General features: G+C 72.5%; 11 protein-coding genes. 6 read left to right on the plus strand and 5 right to left on the minus strand.

Annotation, left to right across the window (positions count from 1 at the left end):
• Nucleotides 1-40: 40 nt before the first annotated feature.
• Genes glgX through treZ form a run of 3 tightly spaced genes read left to right on the plus strand, consistent with a single transcriptional unit; the run spans nucleotide 41 to nucleotide 6196 of the window.
• Nucleotides 41-2158, plus strand: a complete 2118-nt coding sequence (glgX, locus tag J2S41_RS03525) for a glycogen debranching protein GlgX (protein ID WP_310362954.1) — start codon at nucleotides 41-43, stop codon at nucleotides 2156-2158.
• A gap of 4 nt (nucleotides 2159-2162) precedes the next feature.
• On the plus strand, nucleotides 2163-4436 hold the full coding sequence (treY, locus tag J2S41_RS03530) for a malto-oligosyltrehalose synthase (RefSeq protein ID WP_310362956.1): 2274 nt from the start codon (nucleotides 2163-2165) through the stop codon (nucleotides 4434-4436).
• A 23-nt stretch (nucleotides 4437-4459) separates the two neighbouring features.
• On the plus strand, nucleotides 4460-6196 hold the full coding sequence (gene treZ / locus J2S41_RS03535; RefSeq protein ID WP_310362958.1) for a malto-oligosyltrehalose trehalohydrolase: 1737 nt from the start codon (nucleotides 4460-4462) through the stop codon (nucleotides 6194-6196).
• A gap of 59 nt (nucleotides 6197-6255) precedes the next feature.
• Here treZ and J2S41_RS03540 read toward each other — a convergent pair whose 3' ends face one another.
• On the minus strand, nucleotides 6256-7992 hold the full coding sequence (locus J2S41_RS03540; protein WP_310362961.1) for a hypothetical protein: 1737 nt from the start codon (nucleotides 7990-7992) through the stop codon (nucleotides 6256-6258).
• A gap of 133 nt (nucleotides 7993-8125) precedes the next feature.
• Nucleotides 8126-8530, minus strand: a complete 405-nt coding sequence (locus J2S41_RS03545) for a hypothetical protein (protein ID WP_310362963.1) — start codon at nucleotides 8528-8530, stop codon at nucleotides 8126-8128.
• A gap of 159 nt (nucleotides 8531-8689) precedes the next feature.
• Here J2S41_RS03545 and J2S41_RS03550 point away from each other — a divergent pair, with 159 nt between their 5' ends.
• On the plus strand, nucleotides 8690-9646 hold the full coding sequence (locus tag J2S41_RS03550) for a TIGR03885 family FMN-dependent LLM class oxidoreductase (RefSeq protein WP_310362966.1): 957 nt from the start codon (nucleotides 8690-8692) through the stop codon (nucleotides 9644-9646).
• Between the two features lie 165 nt (nucleotides 9647-9811).
• Nucleotides 9812-12073, plus strand: a complete 2262-nt coding sequence (locus J2S41_RS03555) for a serine/threonine-protein kinase (protein ID WP_310362968.1) — start codon at nucleotides 9812-9814, stop codon at nucleotides 12071-12073.
• A gap of 123 nt (nucleotides 12074-12196) precedes the next feature.
• Here J2S41_RS03555 and J2S41_RS03560 read toward each other — a convergent pair whose 3' ends face one another.
• The 3 genes from J2S41_RS03560 to J2S41_RS03570 all read right to left on the minus strand — a co-directional run bounded on the left by J2S41_RS03560 (nucleotide 12197) and on the right by J2S41_RS03570 (nucleotide 16254).
• Complete coding sequence (locus tag J2S41_RS03560; RefSeq protein WP_310362971.1) at nucleotides 12197-13228, minus strand: LacI family DNA-binding transcriptional regulator; 1032 nt, start codon at nucleotides 13226-13228, stop codon at nucleotides 12197-12199.
• Between the two features lie 77 nt (nucleotides 13229-13305).
• Nucleotides 13306-14568 (minus strand): DUF1996 domain-containing protein, encoded by a 1263-nt coding sequence (locus J2S41_RS03565; protein ID WP_310362973.1) that lies wholly within the window; start codon nucleotides 14566-14568, stop codon nucleotides 13306-13308.
• A gap of 15 nt (nucleotides 14569-14583) precedes the next feature.
• A complete protein-coding gene (locus tag J2S41_RS03570) occupies nucleotides 14584-16254 on the minus strand; it encodes a discoidin domain-containing protein (protein WP_310362977.1) in 1671 nt (556 codons plus the stop codon).
• A gap of 212 nt (nucleotides 16255-16466) precedes the next feature.
• Here J2S41_RS03570 and J2S41_RS03575 point away from each other — a divergent pair, with 212 nt between their 5' ends.
• Nucleotides 16467-17498 carry a glutathione S-transferase family protein gene (locus J2S41_RS03575; protein WP_310362980.1) on the plus strand — a complete coding sequence of 344 codons (1032 nt, stop codon included), beginning with the start codon at nucleotides 16467-16469 and terminating at the stop codon, nucleotides 17496-17498.
• The last annotated feature ends 16 nt before the right edge of the window (nucleotides 17499-17514 follow it).

Here is a 17514-nt window from a genome sequence, read left to right on the forward strand (position 1 = left end):
GGTTCGCGGGCGTCCGCGACGGCGAGGGGGAGCAGCAGACATGCAGACATGGCCCGGACGGCGTTATCCGCTGGGTGCTACCTACGACGGCACCGGAACGAATTTCGCGATCTTCTCCGAGGTCGCGGAGTCCGTCGAGCTGTGTCTGTTCGACGAGTGGGACATCGGTGCGGAGCAGCGCATCGAGCTGCAGGAGGTGGACGCGTTCGTCTGGCACGCCTACCTGCCGGGTGTGCAACCGGGACAGCGGTACGGCTACCGCGTCTACGGCCCGTACGACCCGGCGAACGGCGCCCGCTGCAACCCGCACAAGCTGTTGCTCGACCCGTACGCCAAGGCGGTCGACGGCGACGTGCAGTGGCATCCCGCGCTCTACGGCTACCAGCTGGACGACCCGAGCCGGATGTCCGAGATCAACTCCGCGCCGTACATGCCCAAGGGCGTGGTGGTGAACCCGTACTTCGACTGGGGCAACGACCGGCCGCCGCGCACGCCGTACCACCACTCGGTGATCTACGAGGCGCACGTGAAGGGCCTGACCAAGCGGCACCCGCGGATTCCCTCGGAGCTGCGCGGCACGTACGCCGGCATCGCGCACCCGGAGATGATCGAGCACCTGCTCAAGCTGGGCATCACCGCGATAGAGCTGATGCCGGTGCACCAGTTCGTGCACGATCACCGGCTGCACGATCTGAACCTGCGCAACTACTGGGGCTACAACACGATCAGCTTCTTCGCCCCGTACCACGGCTACTCCGCGCTGGGCTATCTCGGGCAGCAGGTGCAGGAGTTCCGCGGCATGGTCAAGGCGCTGCACACCGCGGGCATCGAGGTGATCCTCGACGTGGTCTACAACCACACCGCGGAGGGCAACCACCTGGGCCCGACCATGTCGATGAAGGGTGTGGACAACGCGGCCTACTACCGGCTCTCCGAGGAGAACCGGGAGTACTACGTCGACTTCACCGGTACCGGCAACAGCATGAACATGCGCGGGCCGCAGACGCTCCAGCTGATCATGGACTCGCTGCGGTACTGGGTGCAGGAGATGCACGTGGACGGCTTCCGCTTCGACCTGGCGGCCACGCTGGCCCGCGAGTTCTACGAGGTGGACCGGCTCTCCACGTTCTTCGAGGTGGTCCAGCAGGACCCGGTCATCAGCCAGGCCAAGCTGATCGCGGAGCCGTGGGACGTCGGCCCGGGCGGCTACCAGGTGGGCAACTTCCCGCCGGTGTGGACGGAGTGGAACGGCAAGTTCCGGGACACCGCGCGGGACTTCTGGCGCGGCGAGCCGGCCACGCTGGCCGAGTTCGCGTCCCGGCTGTCCGGCTCGGCCGACCTCTACCAGGACGACGGGCGCCGGCCGTTCCACAGCATCAACTTCGTCACCTGCCACGACGGGTTCACGCTGAACGACCTGGTGTCGTACAACGACAAGCACAACGAGGCGAACGGCGAGGACAACCGGGACGGCGAGAGCCACAACCGGTCGTGGAACTGCGGCGTCGAGGGGCCGACGGACGACCCGGCCGTGCTGGAGCTGCGCGCCAAGCAGCGGCGCAACTTCCTGGCCACGCTGATGCTCTCGCAGGGCGTGCCGATGATCGGGCACGGTGACGAGCTGGGCCGCACCCAGCACGGCAACAACAACGCCTACTGCCAGGACAGCGAGATCGCCTGGATCGACTGGGAGAACGTCGACGAACAGCTGCTCGACTTCACCCGTACCCTCGTGGCGTTCCGCAAGAAGCACCAGGTCTTCCGCCGCCGCCGGTTCTTCACCGGCCTGCCGGTGGGCGGACGCGGCAGCGGCGAGGCACTGCCGGACCTGGCCTGGTTCACGCCGGACGGGCGCGAGATGAACGACGGCGACTGGGGCAACGACTTCGGCCGCGCGGTCGCGCTGTTCGTCAACGGCGACGGGATCAAGGAGCGCGGCCAGTACGGGCAGCGGCACCAGGACCAGTCCTTCGTGCTCTGCTTCAACGCGCACGACGCGCCCCTGGAATTCACGCTTCCGCCCACCGAATACGGGCAGAAGTGGGAGAAGGTCATAGAGACCGCCGACCCGTCACCAGACAACCCCGTGGTCGCCGAGGCCGGCGGCCGCATCTGGGTGCCGGATCGTTCAATCGTCGTGCTGGACAGGACGGTCTGAGAACATGACAACGCCCGCCGCCACGTACCGGGTTCAGGTCCGGCCCGGATTCGACCTTGCCGCCACCGCCGATCTCGCCGGTTACCTCGCCGACCTCGGGGTGACCCACTGCTACACCGCGCCGCTGCTGGCCGCCGTGCCCGGCTCGGCGCACGGCTACGACGTCGCCGACCACACCCGGGTCAACCCGGAGTTGGGCGGCGAGGAGGGCCGGCGGCGTCTCGTCGACGCGCTGCGCGAGGCCGGCCTGGGGCTGGTCGTCGACATCGTGCCGAACCACGCCGGCATCGCCGACCCGCCCAGCAACCCGGCCTGGTGGGACGTGCTCAAGAACGGCCGGGACTCGCCGTACGCGTCCTGGTTCGACATCGACTGGACGCGCGGCCGCCTGGTGGTCCCGGTGCTGGCCGACTCCGGCGAGCCGCTGGACGACCTGGAGTTCAAGGACGGCGACCTGCACTACTTCGAGCACCGGTTCCCGGTCGCGCCGGGCACCGGCGAGGGCACGCCGCGGGAGATCCACGACCGGCAGCACTACGAGCTGGTCGACTGGCGGCGCGGCGACACCGAGCTCAACTACCGGCGGTTCTTCGCGATCACCACGCTGGCCGGGCTGCGCGTGGAGGAGCCGGCCGTCTTCGACGCCACGCACGCGGAGATCCTGCGCTGGTACGCGGACGGCGAACTGGACGGCATCCGCGTGGACCACCCGGACGGGTTGCGCGACCCCGCCGACTACCTGCGCCGGCTGCGCCGGGCCGCGCCGAACGCGTGGATCGTGGTGGAGAAGATCCTGGAGACCGGCGAGAAGCTGCCGGACTGGCCGGTCGCGGGCACCACCGGGTACGACGCGATCCGCGAGGTGTGCGGCCTGTTCATCGACCCGGCCGCCGCGCCCGCGTTCACCGGCCTGGACCAGCACCTGACCGGCAAGCGCATCTCCTGGGCGGAGCTGACCCACGGCACCAAGTACGCGGCGGCGACCCGCATGCTCGCGGCCGAGCTGAACCGGTTGTCCCGGCTCGCGTCCGAGGTGGCCGGCGCGCGCGAGGGGCTGGCGGAGCTGGCCGCGGACTTCCCGGTCTACCGGTCGTACCTGCCGGACGGCGCCCGGCACCTGGCCAAGGCGCGCGCCGAGGCCGGCCGCCGCCGCCCCGGCATGGGCCGCAGCCTGGACGCGCTGACCGCGCGGCTGCGCAACCCGGTGGACGAGCTGGCCGTGCGGTTCCAGCAGTTCACCGGCGCGGTGATGGCGAAGGGCGTGGAGGACACCGCGTACTACCGATGGAGCCGGTTCATCGCGCTCAACGAGGTCGGCGGCGACCCGGAGCGGTTCGGCGTGCGGCCGTCCGAGTTCCACGCGGCCTGCGCCGCGCGCGCCGAGAGCGCGCCGGAGGGGATGACCTCGCTCTCCACCCACGACACCAAGCGCTCCGAGGACGTGCGGGCCCGGCTGGCCGCGCTCTCCGAGGTGCCGCGCGAGTGGACCGCGATGGCGACGCGGTGGACGGAGGCGTCCGGCTTCGCCGATCCGGCGCTGGCGCACCTGCTGTGGCAGACCGCGGTCGGCGCCTGGCCGATCGAGCGGGAACGGCTGAAGGCGTACGTGGAGAAGGCCGCCCGCGAAGCGGGTACGTCGACCAGCTGGACCGATCCGAACGGCGATTTCGAGCGCGCCCTCGCCGCGCTCGTCGATCGCGTCTACGACGATTCGGAACTGTGCCGGGAGATCGGCGATTTCGCCGAATCGATCACATTCTCCGGATGGGTGAACTCGCTCGGCCAGAAGGTCGTGCAGTTGGCCATGCCCGGGATTCCCGACGTGTATCAGGGCACCGAGCTGTGGGACAACTCGCTGGTCGATCCGGACAACCGCCGGCCCGTCGACTTCGCGGCCCGGCGCGAGCTGCTGGCCCGCATCGACGGCGGCGAACTGCCCGGCATCGACCCGTCCGGCGCCGCGAAACTGCTGGTCACCAGCCGTACGCTGCGGGCGCGCCGGGACCGCCCGGAGCTGTTCACCGAGTACACCCCGCTGGAGGTGGAGGGCCCGGCCGCCGCGCACGCGATCGCGTTCGACCGCGGCGGGGCTTGCGTGGTGGCGACCCGGCTCCCGATGGGACTCGCGCGTCAAGGCGGCTGGGGTGAAACATCACTGAAACTTCCCGACCGGGAATACATCGATTCGTTCACGGGACGCGACTACAGTGGTTCTCGGCTGACGCTCGCCGAGGTGCTCGACACATATCCTGTGGCACTTCTGATCAGGCGCGGATAGCGGCCGGAAAGCGTGTTGATTCGATGACGAATTTCGCCGTGTGGGCCCCCGACTCACGCGTCCGGCTCCGCCTCGCCGAGGGCGACGTGCGGGAGATGAAGCGCTCCGAGGACGGCTGGTGGCAGGTCGACGTGCCCGAGGCCGGCCCCGGCACCGACTACACGTTCCTGCTCGGCGACGATGACGACCGCCCGCTGCCGGACCCGCGCTCCGCGTGGCAGCCGGCCGGCGTGCACGGACCCAGCCGGGTCTACGACCACGCAGCGTTCGCCTGGTCGGACAGCGGCTGGTCCGGCCGGCAGCTTCCCGGCAGCGTGCTCTACGAGCTGCACGTCGGCACCTTCACGCCGGAGGGCACGTTCGACGCCGCGATCGCCCGCCTCGACCACCTGGTCGAGCTGGGCGTCGACATGATCGAGCTGCTCCCGGTCGCCGCGTTCAACGGCGACCACAACTGGGGGTACGACGGGGTCTGCTGGTTCGCGCCGCAGGAGAGCTACGGCGGCCCCGACGGGCTCAAGCGGCTGGTCGACGCGGCCCACGAGCGCGGCCTGGGGGTGGTCCTCGACGTCGTCTACAACCATTTCGGCCCGTCCGGGGCCTACGCGCCGATGTTCGCGCCCTACCTGCTGGAGGGCACGCAGACGCCGTGGGGCAGCTCCGTCAACATCGACGGCCCGCGCTCCGACGAGGTCCGCCGTTACATCATCGACAGCGTGCTGATGTGGCTGCGCGACTACCACCTCGACGGCCTCCGGCTGGACGCGGTGCACGCGCTCGCCGACCGCAGCGCCGTGCACCTGCTGGAGGAGATGGCCGCCGAGGTGGAGGCGCTCTCCACCCACCTCGGCCGCCCGCTCTCGCTGATCGCCGAGTCCGACCTCAACGATCCACGCCTGATCACCCCGCGCGAGGCCGGGGGTTACGGATTGCACGCGCAGTGGGACGACGACGTGCACCACGCGCTGCACACGCTGCTCACCGGCGAGCGCCAGGGCTACTACGCGGACTTCGGCTCGCTGGACTGCCTGGCCACGGTGCTCACCGGCGCGTTCTTCCACGCGGGCACGTTCTCCAGCTTCCGGCAGCGGCGGCACGGGCGGCAGATCGACCGCTCGCTGGTGCCCGGTCACCGGTTCGTGGCCTACCTGCAGAACCATGACCAGATCGGCAACCGCGCGATCGGCGACCGGCTCTCCAGCACGCTCTCCCCGGGCCTGCTCAAGGTCGGCGCCACCCTGCTGCTCACCTCGCCGTACACGCCGATGCTGTTCATGGGTGAGGAGTGGGCCGCGACCGCGCCCTGGCAGTACTTCACCAGTCACCCCGAGCCCGAGCTGGCGACCGCGGTGGCGAACGGGCGGCGGCGCGAGTTCGCCAGTCACGGCTGGGCGGAGAGCGACATCCCCGACCCGCAGGACCCGGAGACGTTCCGGCGGTCCAAGCTCGACTGGGCCGAGCTGGACAAGCCCGCGCACGCCACCATGCTGGACCTCTACCGGCGGCTGATCACGCTGCGCCGCTCCCACGCCGCGCTGTCCGAGCCCCGGCTCGACCGGGTCCAGGTCTGGCACGGCAACCAGTACGTCGTGATGCGCCGTGGCGACTGCGCGGTCGCGGCGAACCTGGCGCCGGTCACGCAGCGGATCAGCCTGCGCGCGGTGCCGCGCGGCGTGCTGCTGGCCACCGAGCCGGGCACGATCCTCACCCGCGACGTGGTCGAGCTGCCGCCGGAGAGCGCGGTCGTCGTGTCCCTCTGAATCTCACCGGTACGACAACGGCCGCGCGGGTCACACCCGCGCGGCCGTTTCCGTTCGGGTCAGCGGGTCGCGAGCACCGTGACCGCGCTGCTGGTCGGGTCGTCGTCGTCCGAGTCGGTGGCGGTCGCGTCGGCCGGCTCCTTCGAGCCGACCACCGCGACCACGCGCGGCGCCACCACGGTGGCGCGGCCGGCCACCACGGCACCCGGCGCGGTCACCGCGGCCCGCGCCGAGACGGTCGGCGCGTCGCCGGTGGTCTCCACGACCTCGTCCGCGACGCGCGGCACCGGGATGCCCGGCACGGTCCGCAGCGGCACCCGGGCGATGCCCATCACCGGCAGCGAGGCCGGCTCCAGCGCGGCCGCGTCCTCCGGCGAGGCGTCCTCGGCCCGGGACGCGGCGGCCTCGATCTCGGCCTGCGCGGCCGCCACGACCGCGCTCGCCTCGATCTCCCACTCGACGGTGCTGTCGGCGTCCGCGGCGGTGGTGCTCTCCGCGACCTCCTCGGCGTCCACCGTATCCGTGGTGTCCGTGGCCTCCGCGGCGTCCTGGGTGGACGCCGCCACCGCGGCGGCGATCACGGTCAGGTCGCTGGTCGCCTCGACGTCCTCGGTGGTCCCGGCCACGGTGGACGCCTCGGCCCCGGCCGTCGCGGTGACCGGTGCGGACGCGACCGCCTCGGCGGGCACGCCGGCCGTGGCCGCCGTCACCGGCTCGCCGGTCGTGGCAGCCACCGATGCGGACGCCGCCGCCGTGAGCGCGGTGAGGTCCGTCGTCGCCTCGATGTCCTCGGCGACCACCGGCGCGACGGCCGCGACCGGCAGCGGCACGGTCTCGATCGCCGGCGCCGGAGCACCGGCCGCCGGCGTGGCCGGCAGCACCACGCGGCGGACGCGCCGGACGCCGCCCGGCCGCGGCAGCCGCATCGCGCCGACCCGGGCCAGCATCGCCGCGACGCCCTTCGGCGCGGCGGCCTCCGCGGCCGCCAGCGACGCCTTCAGCTCCGCCTCGGTCGCCTCCTGCGCCAGGCTGGTCTTGGCGGCGGACGCGGTCGCGGCCACCTCCCACGCGCGGCGCTCCACCCGGGTCGCCTCCTGGTACGCCGCGGCCAGCCGCTCCTGCGCCAGGCGCAGCAGCGACCGCTCGTGCTCCAGCGGGGACACGCTCGGCGCCCACTCGCCCGCGAACGTGAGCACGGTGCTCAGCTGGTCGTACCGGATCTCTCCACGGTGGAACGCGCGGGTCGCGGCGCGCCGCAGGTGCCGGCGCCGCTCCTCCAACTCGTCCGCGCTCGGCTCCGCACTGGACTGTTCGATCTCGTCCACCACGGACGGGAACACGGCGGCCTTGTTCGCCCGCTCGGCCGCCTCGGTCGCCACCTGGAGCGCGCGCCACACCGACTGCTGGATGCGCTCGGCCGCCTCCCACTCGGTGCGGCAGCGGGCCGCGGTCTGCTCCGCGTGCAGCGCCGCGGTGGTGACCTCGTTCGCGTACCGCTGGAGCTCCTCGAGCGTGGTCAGCCGCGCCTCGCCGGGCAGCGGCTTGGAGACCACGGCCTCGGTGGGCACGCCGGCGCGGGCCGCGGCGGCCCGCGCGGCGCGCAGGCGGCGGCGGTGCCGGCGGCGATGACGCCGGTACTCCCGCTGCTCCGCGACCGCCTCCCGGTCCCGGTTGAGCAGGGACAGGCCGAGGAGCGCGAGCATCGCGAAGGCGAAGAAGGCCAGCCAGGTCAGCGTGGCCGTACGACCGAGTCCGAGGACCTCGTCGATGTTGGCCTGCTGGAAGAAGCCGTCCATGTCATGAACCTCATCGGTGAGGAATGGCGGTGGAGCCCGGGGGGACCGGGAAGACAGGTGGCATCACCGCGCGGCGGCGACACGGTCACGTGGAGGTGCGGCTATGGTCACAGGATGTGACAGCAGCGAGGCGTCAGACGAGTCGTAACGGCGGCGCCCGATCGCCGCGCGGCCCGTCGAGCGCGGCGGGGGCGGATGCCCGGCGACTCTCCGGAGCCGTGGCCAGCAGCAGCGCCGCGATCACCAGCAGCGGCAGCGCGCCCGGCAGTGCGGGTGGCGTGTCGCCCGGGAGGGGCGCGTGGACGACGTCGACGGCGGAGCCCGCCGGGGTGGTCCCGGTCGGCTCGGCCCCGGCCGGCACCAGATCGATGCCGCCCGCCGGAGCGGTCGCGACGATCGCGGGCGCCGACGAGGCATCCGTGGTGGTGGATGGCCACCCGCCGGTGAAGGCGAGCACGAAGAGTGCGAACGCCCCGGCCAGGCGCAGCGTGCGCCGGGTCACCCAGGTGAGGCGTCCGGAGCGGATGGCAACTGGCACGAAACAAAGGTACCGCCGGTCACCACGGCTCGCAGGGTTCGTGACCCTGCGGGTGATGACCAGCACTCCGGCGTGTTGCTCTTGGTGTGTCATGGCACCTCTGGTAAAGCGCCGAAACTCGGAGAATGATCAAAAACCATCGGGGGTACGGGGGAAGCCGTGACGGTATACGGAATCCACAACTCGCATGAACAGATCGGGCCGGCCGCGCTCCTCGACTTCGTGACCAGGGCAGAGTCGGCCGGTTTCGCCGCCGCCATGTCATCCGACCACTTCTCGCCGTGGAGCGCCCGGCAGGGCCAGTCCGCGTTCGCCTGGAGCTGGCTGGGCGCCGCGATGCAGGCCACCTCGCTCCCGTTCGGCATCGTCAACGCGCCGGGCCAGCGCTACCACCCGGCGATCATCGCGCAGGCGATCGGCACGCTCGGCGCCATGTTCCCGGGCCGGTTCTGGGCGGCGCTCGGCACCGGCGAGGCCAGCAACGAGCACATCACCGGCGACCCGTGGCCGCGCAAGGACGTGCGCACCGCCCGGCTGCGCGAGTGCGTGGACGTGATCCGCGCGCTGCTGGCCGGCGAGGAGGTCAGCCACGACGGCCTGGTCCGGGTGGACCGGGCGCGGCTGTGGTCCCGCCCGGAGGTGACGCCGAAGCTGGTCGGCGCCGCGGTGAGCGTGGAGACCGCGCGCTGGTGCGCGGAGTGGGCGGACGGGCTGATCACCGTGAACGCGCCGGGCGAGCACCTGCGCCGCATGATCGACGCGTACCGGGAGGCGGGCGGCAAGGGCGCGCTGCACCTCCAGGTGCACCTCTCCTGGGACCCGTCCCCGGAGCGGGCCGAGGCGATCGCGCTGGACCAGTGGCGCAGCAACGTGTTCCCGCCGCCGGTGTGCTGGGACCTGGACACCGCGGAGGCGTTCGACGTGGTCTCCGAGCGGGTCGGCATCGAGCAGGTGCGCGAGGTCGTCAACGTCTCCGCCGACCTCGGCGAACACCTCGAACTGCTCCGCGGGTACGCGGATCTGGGCTTCGACGAGATCTACCTGCACCACGTGGGCCAGGACCTGCGCGAGTTCATCGATACGTTCGGCGAGAAGGTGCTGCCGCAGCTCGATTAGTCGTTTTTCAGACCTGCGATTCACCGGTATGGGGGCAACTTGGCGATATGCCCCGATGTGTCGGTTGCATGGGCGTTTCCCACGGGTTAGGAATACCGGGCGCAACGACGCGACTGCGATCCGCGTCACCCCGAATACTCCGCCCCCGTACGAAGGAACCCGCCGATGCGCCCCTCCGACTCATCCGCCGGCGCCCCGGCCACCGACCCGGCCGGGGCGCCACCGCCCCGCCAGATCGGCGGCGCCTACGCGCTGCAGGAGGAGATCGGCGGCGGTGCGACCGGCACGGTCTGGCGCGCGCTCGAGTCCTCCACCGGCGAACAGGTCGCGATCAAGCTGCTCCGCGACGACCTGGCCGGCGAACCGAAGATCGTCATGCGGTTCGTGCAGGAGCGGGCGATCCTGCGCATGCTCCGCCACCCGCACATCGTCCCGGTTCGCGAGCTGCTCACCGTCGGCCCGTCCCTGGGGCTGGTGATGGACCTGATCCCGGGCGGCAGCCTGCGCCGCCGGCTGCGTGTCGCCGGCACGTTGCCGCCCGCCGAGGCCGCGGTCGTGCTCGGCCAGACCGCGGCGGCGCTCAGCCACGCCCACCGTCGCGGCGTCGTGCACCGCGACCTCAAGCCGGACAACATCCTGCTCACCCGCCCCGGCGCGCCCGACCCGACGGTGCGCCTCACCGACTTCGGCGTGGCCCGCGTGCTGCACGGCACCCGCCTCACCACCACCGGCGCCGTGATCGGCACGCCCAGCTACCTCGCACCCGAGGTGATCGCGGGCGGCCGTCCCACCCCCGCCGCGGACGTCTACGCGCTCGGCGTGGTCCTGTTCGAGCTGCTGCTGGGCCGGCCCCCGTTCGCGGGCGTGACCCCGTACGCGGCGCTCAGCGGCATCTCCCCGGTGCGCCCGCCGTCCGTACCCCCGGAGGCCTGGCACATCATCGAGTCCTGCCTCGCCGGCGACCCCAGCCACCGCCCCACCGCCGCCGAACTCATCGACCGCTTCCGCCACCTGGCCGACGCCACGGCCGGCCTGGACGCGCTCGACCCGCTCGACGCCCTCACCGGCGACTTCATCCCCGCGGTCGCGCACCTTCCCCGACAGGCCGGCCCCTCCGCCCCGCCGGCCGGCCCGCTCCCGCCGGACGTCCCCGCGCCGGCCGGTTCACGCCCCTCGACCGGCGGCCCCGCGCCGGCCGATCCCCTCCCGTCGGCCGGTGATGCCGACCCGGCGGACGGCCCTGTCTCCGCTGGAGTTCCGGACTCGGCGGCCGGCTCCGCGTCGGCCGGCGATCCCGCCCCGACCGGTGGCGCCGCGCCGGCCGGGGTTTCCGGGCCGGCTGCCGGTGCCGCGTTCGCCGGCTCTTCCGCGCCGGCCGATGGTCGCGAGCCGGCCGTCGTCCCGCCGCCGGCGCACGATTCCGGGGCGGCTGCCGGTCCCGGATCGGCCGGTGAGCTCGCCGGTCGGTCCGGTTCCGCTGGTGGCCCGGTGGCAGCCGGCGGCGCCGGGCCGGCGGGCCACCCCGCGGCGGCCGGTGGGGGAGCGGACGGCTCGGCGCCCGGCGGCGGCAGGGCCGACAGCGACGGCGTGGGTGTCAACGACCACGGCGGCGCGAACGACGGCGAGGGCGTGGCCGATGGCGACGCCACGGCCCCCGTGGAGAACGAGCGCCGGCGGCGGGTACCCGGGCGGCGGCGGAGCCGGCCCGGTGTGGCCGCCGGGCGGTTGCGCCGCCGGGTGGCCGGGCCGCTGGCCGGGCTGGCCGCGATCGCGGTGCTCGGTGGGGCGGTCGCGCTCGCGATCCGGCACAACGCGGAGGCCCGGCACTACGCCGTCGCCGCGCCGGCCACCACGACGGCCGAGCCGAGGCCGGTGGCGCCGCCGCCGAAGAGTCCGGCGCCGGCCGTGCACGCGCCGCGCCAGGTGCCCACGGCCGCCACCGCACCGCCCACGCCGGCCGCCGCGCCGACCAGCGTCCCGGCGCGGCCGGTCACCCGCACCGCCGCACCGGCCGCCACCAGCGGGCCGGTCGCCACGCCGGAGGCGGTCACCTACACCTGGGGGCCGACCCGCTGCGAGTCCGTGATGCAGTGGGCCACCACCCGGCCCGCGGTGATCCAGACCTGTTACGCGATCGGGCCGGCCGTGCGGCTCAGCGGCGTGATCTCCGCGCTCCCCGGCGCGTCCGTCACGGTCTCGCTGCACCTGGTGGAGGAGTCCTCCGGCCGCACCGTGGCGGGCCCCTACACCTGCCCCAAGGTCACCTTCACCCGGGACGACATCCAGCACTCCTGCGGCGGGTTCGAGGCCGCCGTGACGCGCGGCCGCCGCTACGCCGTGGTGCAGACCTGGCGCTCCTCCTCGCAGGCCTACGGCGGGCTCGCGCCCGGCACGGCGCGCACCGCGTTCTTCACCGTCCCAGGCTGAACCGTCCCAGGCTGAACCGTCCGGGGCCGAACCGTCCGGGGCCGAACCGTCCGGGACCGAACCGTCCAGGGGCGAACCGTCCCGGGGGACGAACCGTCCCGGGGGACGAGCCGGCCCGCCGGCTCAGGCGGACTCGCGGACGATCAGGTTCGGCTGGAAGATCACGGAGCGGGGGAGGCGGGTCGGGTCGTCGATCGTCGCCAGCAGCAGGCGCGCCATCTCCGCGGACATCTCCTCGACCGGCTGCCGGACCGTGGTCAGCCGTGGACGGCAGGCCAGCGCCGCGCTGCTGTCGTCGAAGCCGACCACCGCGATGTCCTCCGGCACGCGCCGGCCCAGCTCGTGCAGCGCGGCCAGCGCCCCCTCGGCCATCACGTCGCTGGCGACGAACAGGCCGTCCAGGTCCGGGTGCTTGAGGAGCAGGTCCCGCGTGACCCGTTCCGCCTGGGCGCGGGTGAAGTCGCCCTCCGCGTACGGCGCGTCCACCCCGGCCGCGCCCAGGAACCCGTCGTGCCGGTCGTGGCCGGCCTGGGTGTCGAGCGGGCCGCTGACCGTGCCGATCCGGGTCCGGCCCAACGAGCGCAGGTGCGCCACCGCCAGCCGCGCGCCGGCGCGCTGGTCCACGTCGGTGTGGCTGAGCGGGACCGGGTAGCCGGGCCGCGCGGACATGACCGTGGGGATGCCGAGGTCGGAGAGCTGGCGCGGGATCGGATCCTCACTGTGGCTGGAGATCAGCAGCACGCCGTCCACGTGTCCCTGGCGCAGGTAGCGCACGACCAGGTGGTGCGCGGGCGGGTCGGCCGGGATGATCACCAGGTGGATGCCGCGCGGGCGGAGCACGTCCTGCGCGCCCGCGGTCACCCGGCCGAAGAACGGGTCCGTGAACACCCGGTTCAGGAACGGCGCCTCGTACTCGCGGTCCGGCTCGGAGATGACCAGCGCGATCGAGTTCGTGCTGCGGGTGACGAGCGAGCGGGCGGCCAGGTTCGGCACGTACCCGATCTCGGCGATCGCGCGCTCCACCGCGGCCCGGATTCGCGGATCGACCGTGGGCACCGCGTTGATCACGCGGGACACCGTGGCCCGGGAGACGCCGGCGGCCTCGGCGACCGCTTCCAGGGTGGGTGGGCGGGAGTCACGCGACGTCCGGGGCATGAAGCTCTTTATACATCGGGAGGGCGCTCCCGTTCGTACCCGCGAAGGCCGGGTGCGAACGGGAGCGCCGGGACGGATCAGGGACGGCCGTTGGCGCCGCACTTGATGATCGGGCGGATGCAGTCGTTGACGCGCCGCGCCATCTCCTCCACCGGCCAGGCGTTGAAGAAGTCGCCGTGCATCGTGAACCCGCCACCGGACGCGAGCCGCAGCCGCGCCGGGTCACCGCTGACCGGGTAGCGCAGCACCTGGCGCAGCTTCGGCACGTGCACCGGGTGGGTGGCCGGGCAGGCCTGGTTCACCGGGTACGCCATGTGCGACTTGTGGTCCGGCGAGTCCAGGTCGCGGCCGTTCCAGCACTGCGGGAAGTCCAGGTAGGACTCGAGCATGGTGCCGGACGGGCAGTTCACGAAGTCGTGCGACGACCCGACGTGCCCGGCGTGCAGGCAGGACCAGCGCGAGATCGTGTTGTCGCCCGGGCCGGTCGCCCGCGCGTTGCCGGCCACTATCCGCAGTCCCAGCGGGATCGGCTGGGTGTTCGCGATGACGTCGTCGCGCACGCCCTCACCCAGGTAGTAGAACGTGACGATGGTCGGCTCGACCGGCACGTTGTCCTGGTACAGCGTCGGCACCCAGTACGAGCTCTTGTCCTCGCGCGGGTTGCAGGTGGTCTGCGAGTTGAGCAGGTCGGACAGGTTGGTCATCGCGTTGGTGACCGTGGCGCCGAAGAAGCTGTGCATGTGCGACGCGCCGGGCATGCCGGGGAAGATGATCGGGTCGTCCGGCAGCCGGTGCGAGTACGGGCAGTCGGCCAGGAACTCCGCGACCCGCACCACGTTCGGCGGCAGCGACGTGGCCGGCGCGCCACCGGCGCCGAACACCTCGAACTCCCAGACCGAGACGCCGTACGCGGTGGCGCGCGCGGTCGTGTACAGCCGCACGTACCGCCCGGTGCCGTTGATCGTGATGCTCTGGTTGCCGCCGGTCGCGTTCGTGGCCGTGTGCACGGTGGTCCAGGTGTTACCGTCCGCGCTGGTCTGGATCTGGAATCCGCGGGCGTACGCGGCCTCCCAGCTCAGCGCGACGCGACTGATGGTGGCGGACGCGCCGAGGTCGACGCGCAGCCACTGCGGGTCCGCGGCCGCGGACGACCAGCGGGTGCCGCGGTTGCCGTCCACCGCCGCGCTCGCCGGGAAGGTGCCGGACTCGGTGGACGAGGCCGCGGCGGTACGCCCCTGGGACAGCAGCGCCTCGGCCGCGTTCGCGGTGGCCGTGGTGACGACCAGGTACGTGCTCAGCAGCCCCAGCAGCGCGACCCCGAGTGTGATCAGACGTTTCATGCGCGTGCCTTTCGTTCACTGGTAGACGCGGACGTAGTCGACGTACATGCGGGACGGGAACGGGGTGGTGGCGTCCACCGGGCCGGGGAAGTCACCGCCGACCGCGAGGTTGAGGATCAGGTAGAACTGGTGGTCGAAGATCCACGGCCCGCGGGTGGACTCGACCGTCGCCTTGTCGGCCGTGAACACCAGCCGCCCGTCGAGGAAGAAGCGGATGCCCTTGCTGTCCCATTCGGCGGCCCAGACGTGGAAGTCCTGGGAGAGGTCGACGGTGGCGTACTTCTGGCCGTAGCCGGCGGCGCCGTTGTAGGCCGGTGCGTGCAGCGTGGAGTACGCCTCGGAGGTGTTGCGGCCGAGGACCTCCATGATGTCGATCTCGCCGTTGTACGGCCACGGCCGCCCGGTGAGGAAGTCCGAGCCCATCATCCAGAACGCCGGCCACAGCCCGTTGCCCTTCGGCACCTTGACCCGTGCCTCGATCCGGCCGTACTGCACGTGGAACTTGTTGCTGGTGTTCATGCGGTGCGAGGTGTAGTCGCGCCCGCCTGCGGTCTGCCGCCGCGCCTCGAGCACCAGTGCGCCGTTGCCGTCCAGTGAGGCGTTCTCGTTGTTCGTGTAGTACTGGACCTCGTTGTTCTGGCCGGTGCCCGGGTCGATCGTCCACTTCGCCGGGTCCGGCTTGCCGCCGGCGGCGCCGTTGAACTCGTCGCTCCAGACCAGGCGGGTGGCCGGGAAGACCGGGTCGGCGGGCTGCGCCGGGGGCGGTGTCGGGTTGCCGCCGGTGCCGTACACCTGGAACTCGTAGAGCGAGTAGCCGTACGCGCTGGACCGCGCGGTGCCGTACATCCGCACGTACCGGCCGGTGCCGCTGACCGTCAGCGTCTCCTTGAAGCCCCGCCCGCTGGTGGTGGAGTAGATGCTGGTCCACGCGTTGCCGTCGGCCGAGACCTGGATCTGGTACGACGTGGCGTAGGCCGGGTCCCACTGGAGCACGACCTGGCTGATCTGCGCGGTGGCACCCAGGTCCACCGCGATCCAGCCCGGGTCCACCCAGCCGTTCGTGGAGCTGGTCGCCCACCGGCTGGCCGGGTCCCGGTCGAACGCCTTGTCCGGCGTGCACTCCCAGCAGTTCGCGTCGCTCTGGCTGGTCGACGCGGTGCCGGGCTTGCCGTAGGAGAGCAGCGTGGCCGCGCCGGACGTGGTGCCGCCGAACACCTGGAACTCCCACAGCGACACGCCCCACTGGGTGGCCCGCGCGGTGGTGTGCACCCGTACGTACCGCCCGGTGCCGGTGACCGCGATGCTCTGGTTGCCGCCGGTCGCGTTCGTCGCGCTGTGCACCGTGGTCCAGCTGTTGCCGTCGGAGGAGGTCTGTAGCTGGAACGAGGTGGCGTACGCGGCCTCCCAGGAGAGCGAGACCCGGCTGATCGCGGTGGCCGCGCCGAGGTCCACGCGCAACCACTGCGGGTCGCCGATCGCGCTGGACCAGCGCGTGCCGCCGTCGCCGTCCACGGCCGCGCTCGCCGGGAACGTGGCGGACTCGGAGGACGAGGCGGTGACCGGCCGTCCCTGGGAGAGCAGCGTCTCCGCGGCCTGCGCGGCCGGGCCGGAGACGACGAGGTAGCCGCCGAGCAGGGCGGCGACGGCGGTGGCGATCCCGGCCACGCGCCATCGGGGTGGGGACATGTGGACTCCTCTGAGGGGGGCGGGGGAGCGCTCTTGTGTCCGGCCGATGTCGGTGGCGTTTCATCGTCATGTCGGAGAGCGCTCTCTTGTCGTGTACTGTGACTCCGTTCACCGTTTGTGTCAATAGTTCGGTGTCGATCCGGGGGAGCGCTCTCCAGTGCGGTGCCCGTTTCCCGGTGTCGCGGGCCCGCCGGGCGGGCATCATTGCAGGCATGGCCACCGAGTCGCAGCAAGGCGCCTACGTCAACCCCACGGGCGAGTTCGCCCGCGACCAGCGGTACATCACCACCCGGATCACCCGCGACGGCCGCGACGGCTGGCCGGTGGAGCCGGGCCGCTACCGGCTCATCGTCAGCCGCGCCTGCCCGTGGGCGAACCGGTCCATCATCGTGCGCCGGCTGCTCGGCCTCGAGGACGTCATCTCGATGGGCATCGCCGGCCCCACCCACGACGCCCGTAGCTGGACGTTCGACCTGGACCCGGGCGGCGTCGACCCGGTCCTCAAGATCGAGCGCCTGCAGGAGGCGTTCTTCAAGCGCGTCCCCGGGTACGAGCGGGGGATCACGGTGCCGGCCATCGTGGACGTGCCGACCGGGCAGGTGGTCACGAACGACTTCGCCCAGATCACGCTGGACATGTCACTGGAGTGGGCCGACCATCACCGCCCCGGCGCGCCGGCGCTGTATCCGGAGGAGCTCCGGCCGGAGATCGACGCGGTGAATCAGCGCGTGTTCAAGGACGTCAACAACGGGGTGTACCGGTGCGGGTTCGCCGGCACGCAGGAGGCGTACGAGTCCGCCTACACCCGGCTCTTCGACGCGCTCGACTGGCTCTCGGCACGGCTGTCCACCCAGCGGTACCTGGTCGGTGACACGATCACCGAGGCGGACGTGCGGCTGTTCACCACGCTGGCCCGCTTCGACGCGGTCTACCACGGGCACTTCAAGTGCAACCGGAGCAAGCTGTCGGAGATGCCGGTGCTGTGGGCGTACGCCCGCGATCTCTTCCAGACGCCCGGTTTCGGTGACACGACCGACTTCGTCCACATCAAGCGCCACTACTACGAGGTCCATCGCGACATCAACCCGACCGGCATCGTGCCGGCCGGCCCGGACCTGGCCAACTGGCTCACCCCCCACGGCCGTGAGGCGCTCGGCGGCCACCCCTTCGGCAACGGCACCCCGCCCGGCCCTCCCTCTCCCGCCGACACCGTCCCCGCCGCCCACACCCCGCTCCCCGCCTGACCCCGTCCCCGGTGCG

It is taken from the genome of Catenuloplanes atrovinosus (assembly GCF_031458235.1).
Lineage (GTDB): Bacteria > Actinomycetota > Actinomycetes > Mycobacteriales > Micromonosporaceae > Catenuloplanes > Catenuloplanes atrovinosus.

Bases quoted from the DNA above. Each gene is read 5' to 3' on its own strand.
- glgX (WP_310362954.1), top strand. From the start codon at position 41: ATGCAGACATGGCCCGGACGGCGTTATCCGCTGGGTGCTACCTACGAC.
- treY (WP_310362956.1), top strand. From the start codon at position 2,163: ATGACAACGCCCGCCGCCACGTACCGGGTTCAGGTCCGGCCCGGATTC.
- treZ (WP_310362958.1), top strand. From the start codon at position 4,460: ATGACGAATTTCGCCGTGTGGGCCCCCGACTCACGCGTCCGGCTCCGC.
- J2S41_RS03540 (WP_310362961.1), bottom strand. From the start codon at position 7,992: ATGGACGGCTTCTTCCAGCAGGCCAACATCGACGAGGTCCTCGGACTC.
- J2S41_RS03555 (WP_310362968.1), top strand. From the start codon at position 9,812: ATGCGCCCCTCCGACTCATCCGCCGGCGCCCCGGCCACCGACCCGGCC.
- J2S41_RS03560 (WP_310362971.1), bottom strand. From the start codon at position 13,228: ATGCCCCGGACGTCGCGTGACTCCCGCCCACCCACCCTGGAAGCGGTC.
- J2S41_RS03565 (WP_310362973.1), bottom strand. From the start codon at position 14,568: ATGAAACGTCTGATCACACTCGGGGTCGCGCTGCTGGGGCTGCTGAGC.
- J2S41_RS03570 (WP_310362977.1), bottom strand. From the start codon at position 16,254: ATGTCCCCACCCCGATGGCGCGTGGCCGGGATCGCCACCGCCGTCGCC.
- J2S41_RS03575 (WP_310362980.1), top strand. From the start codon at position 16,467: ATGGCCACCGAGTCGCAGCAAGGCGCCTACGTCAACCCCACGGGCGAG.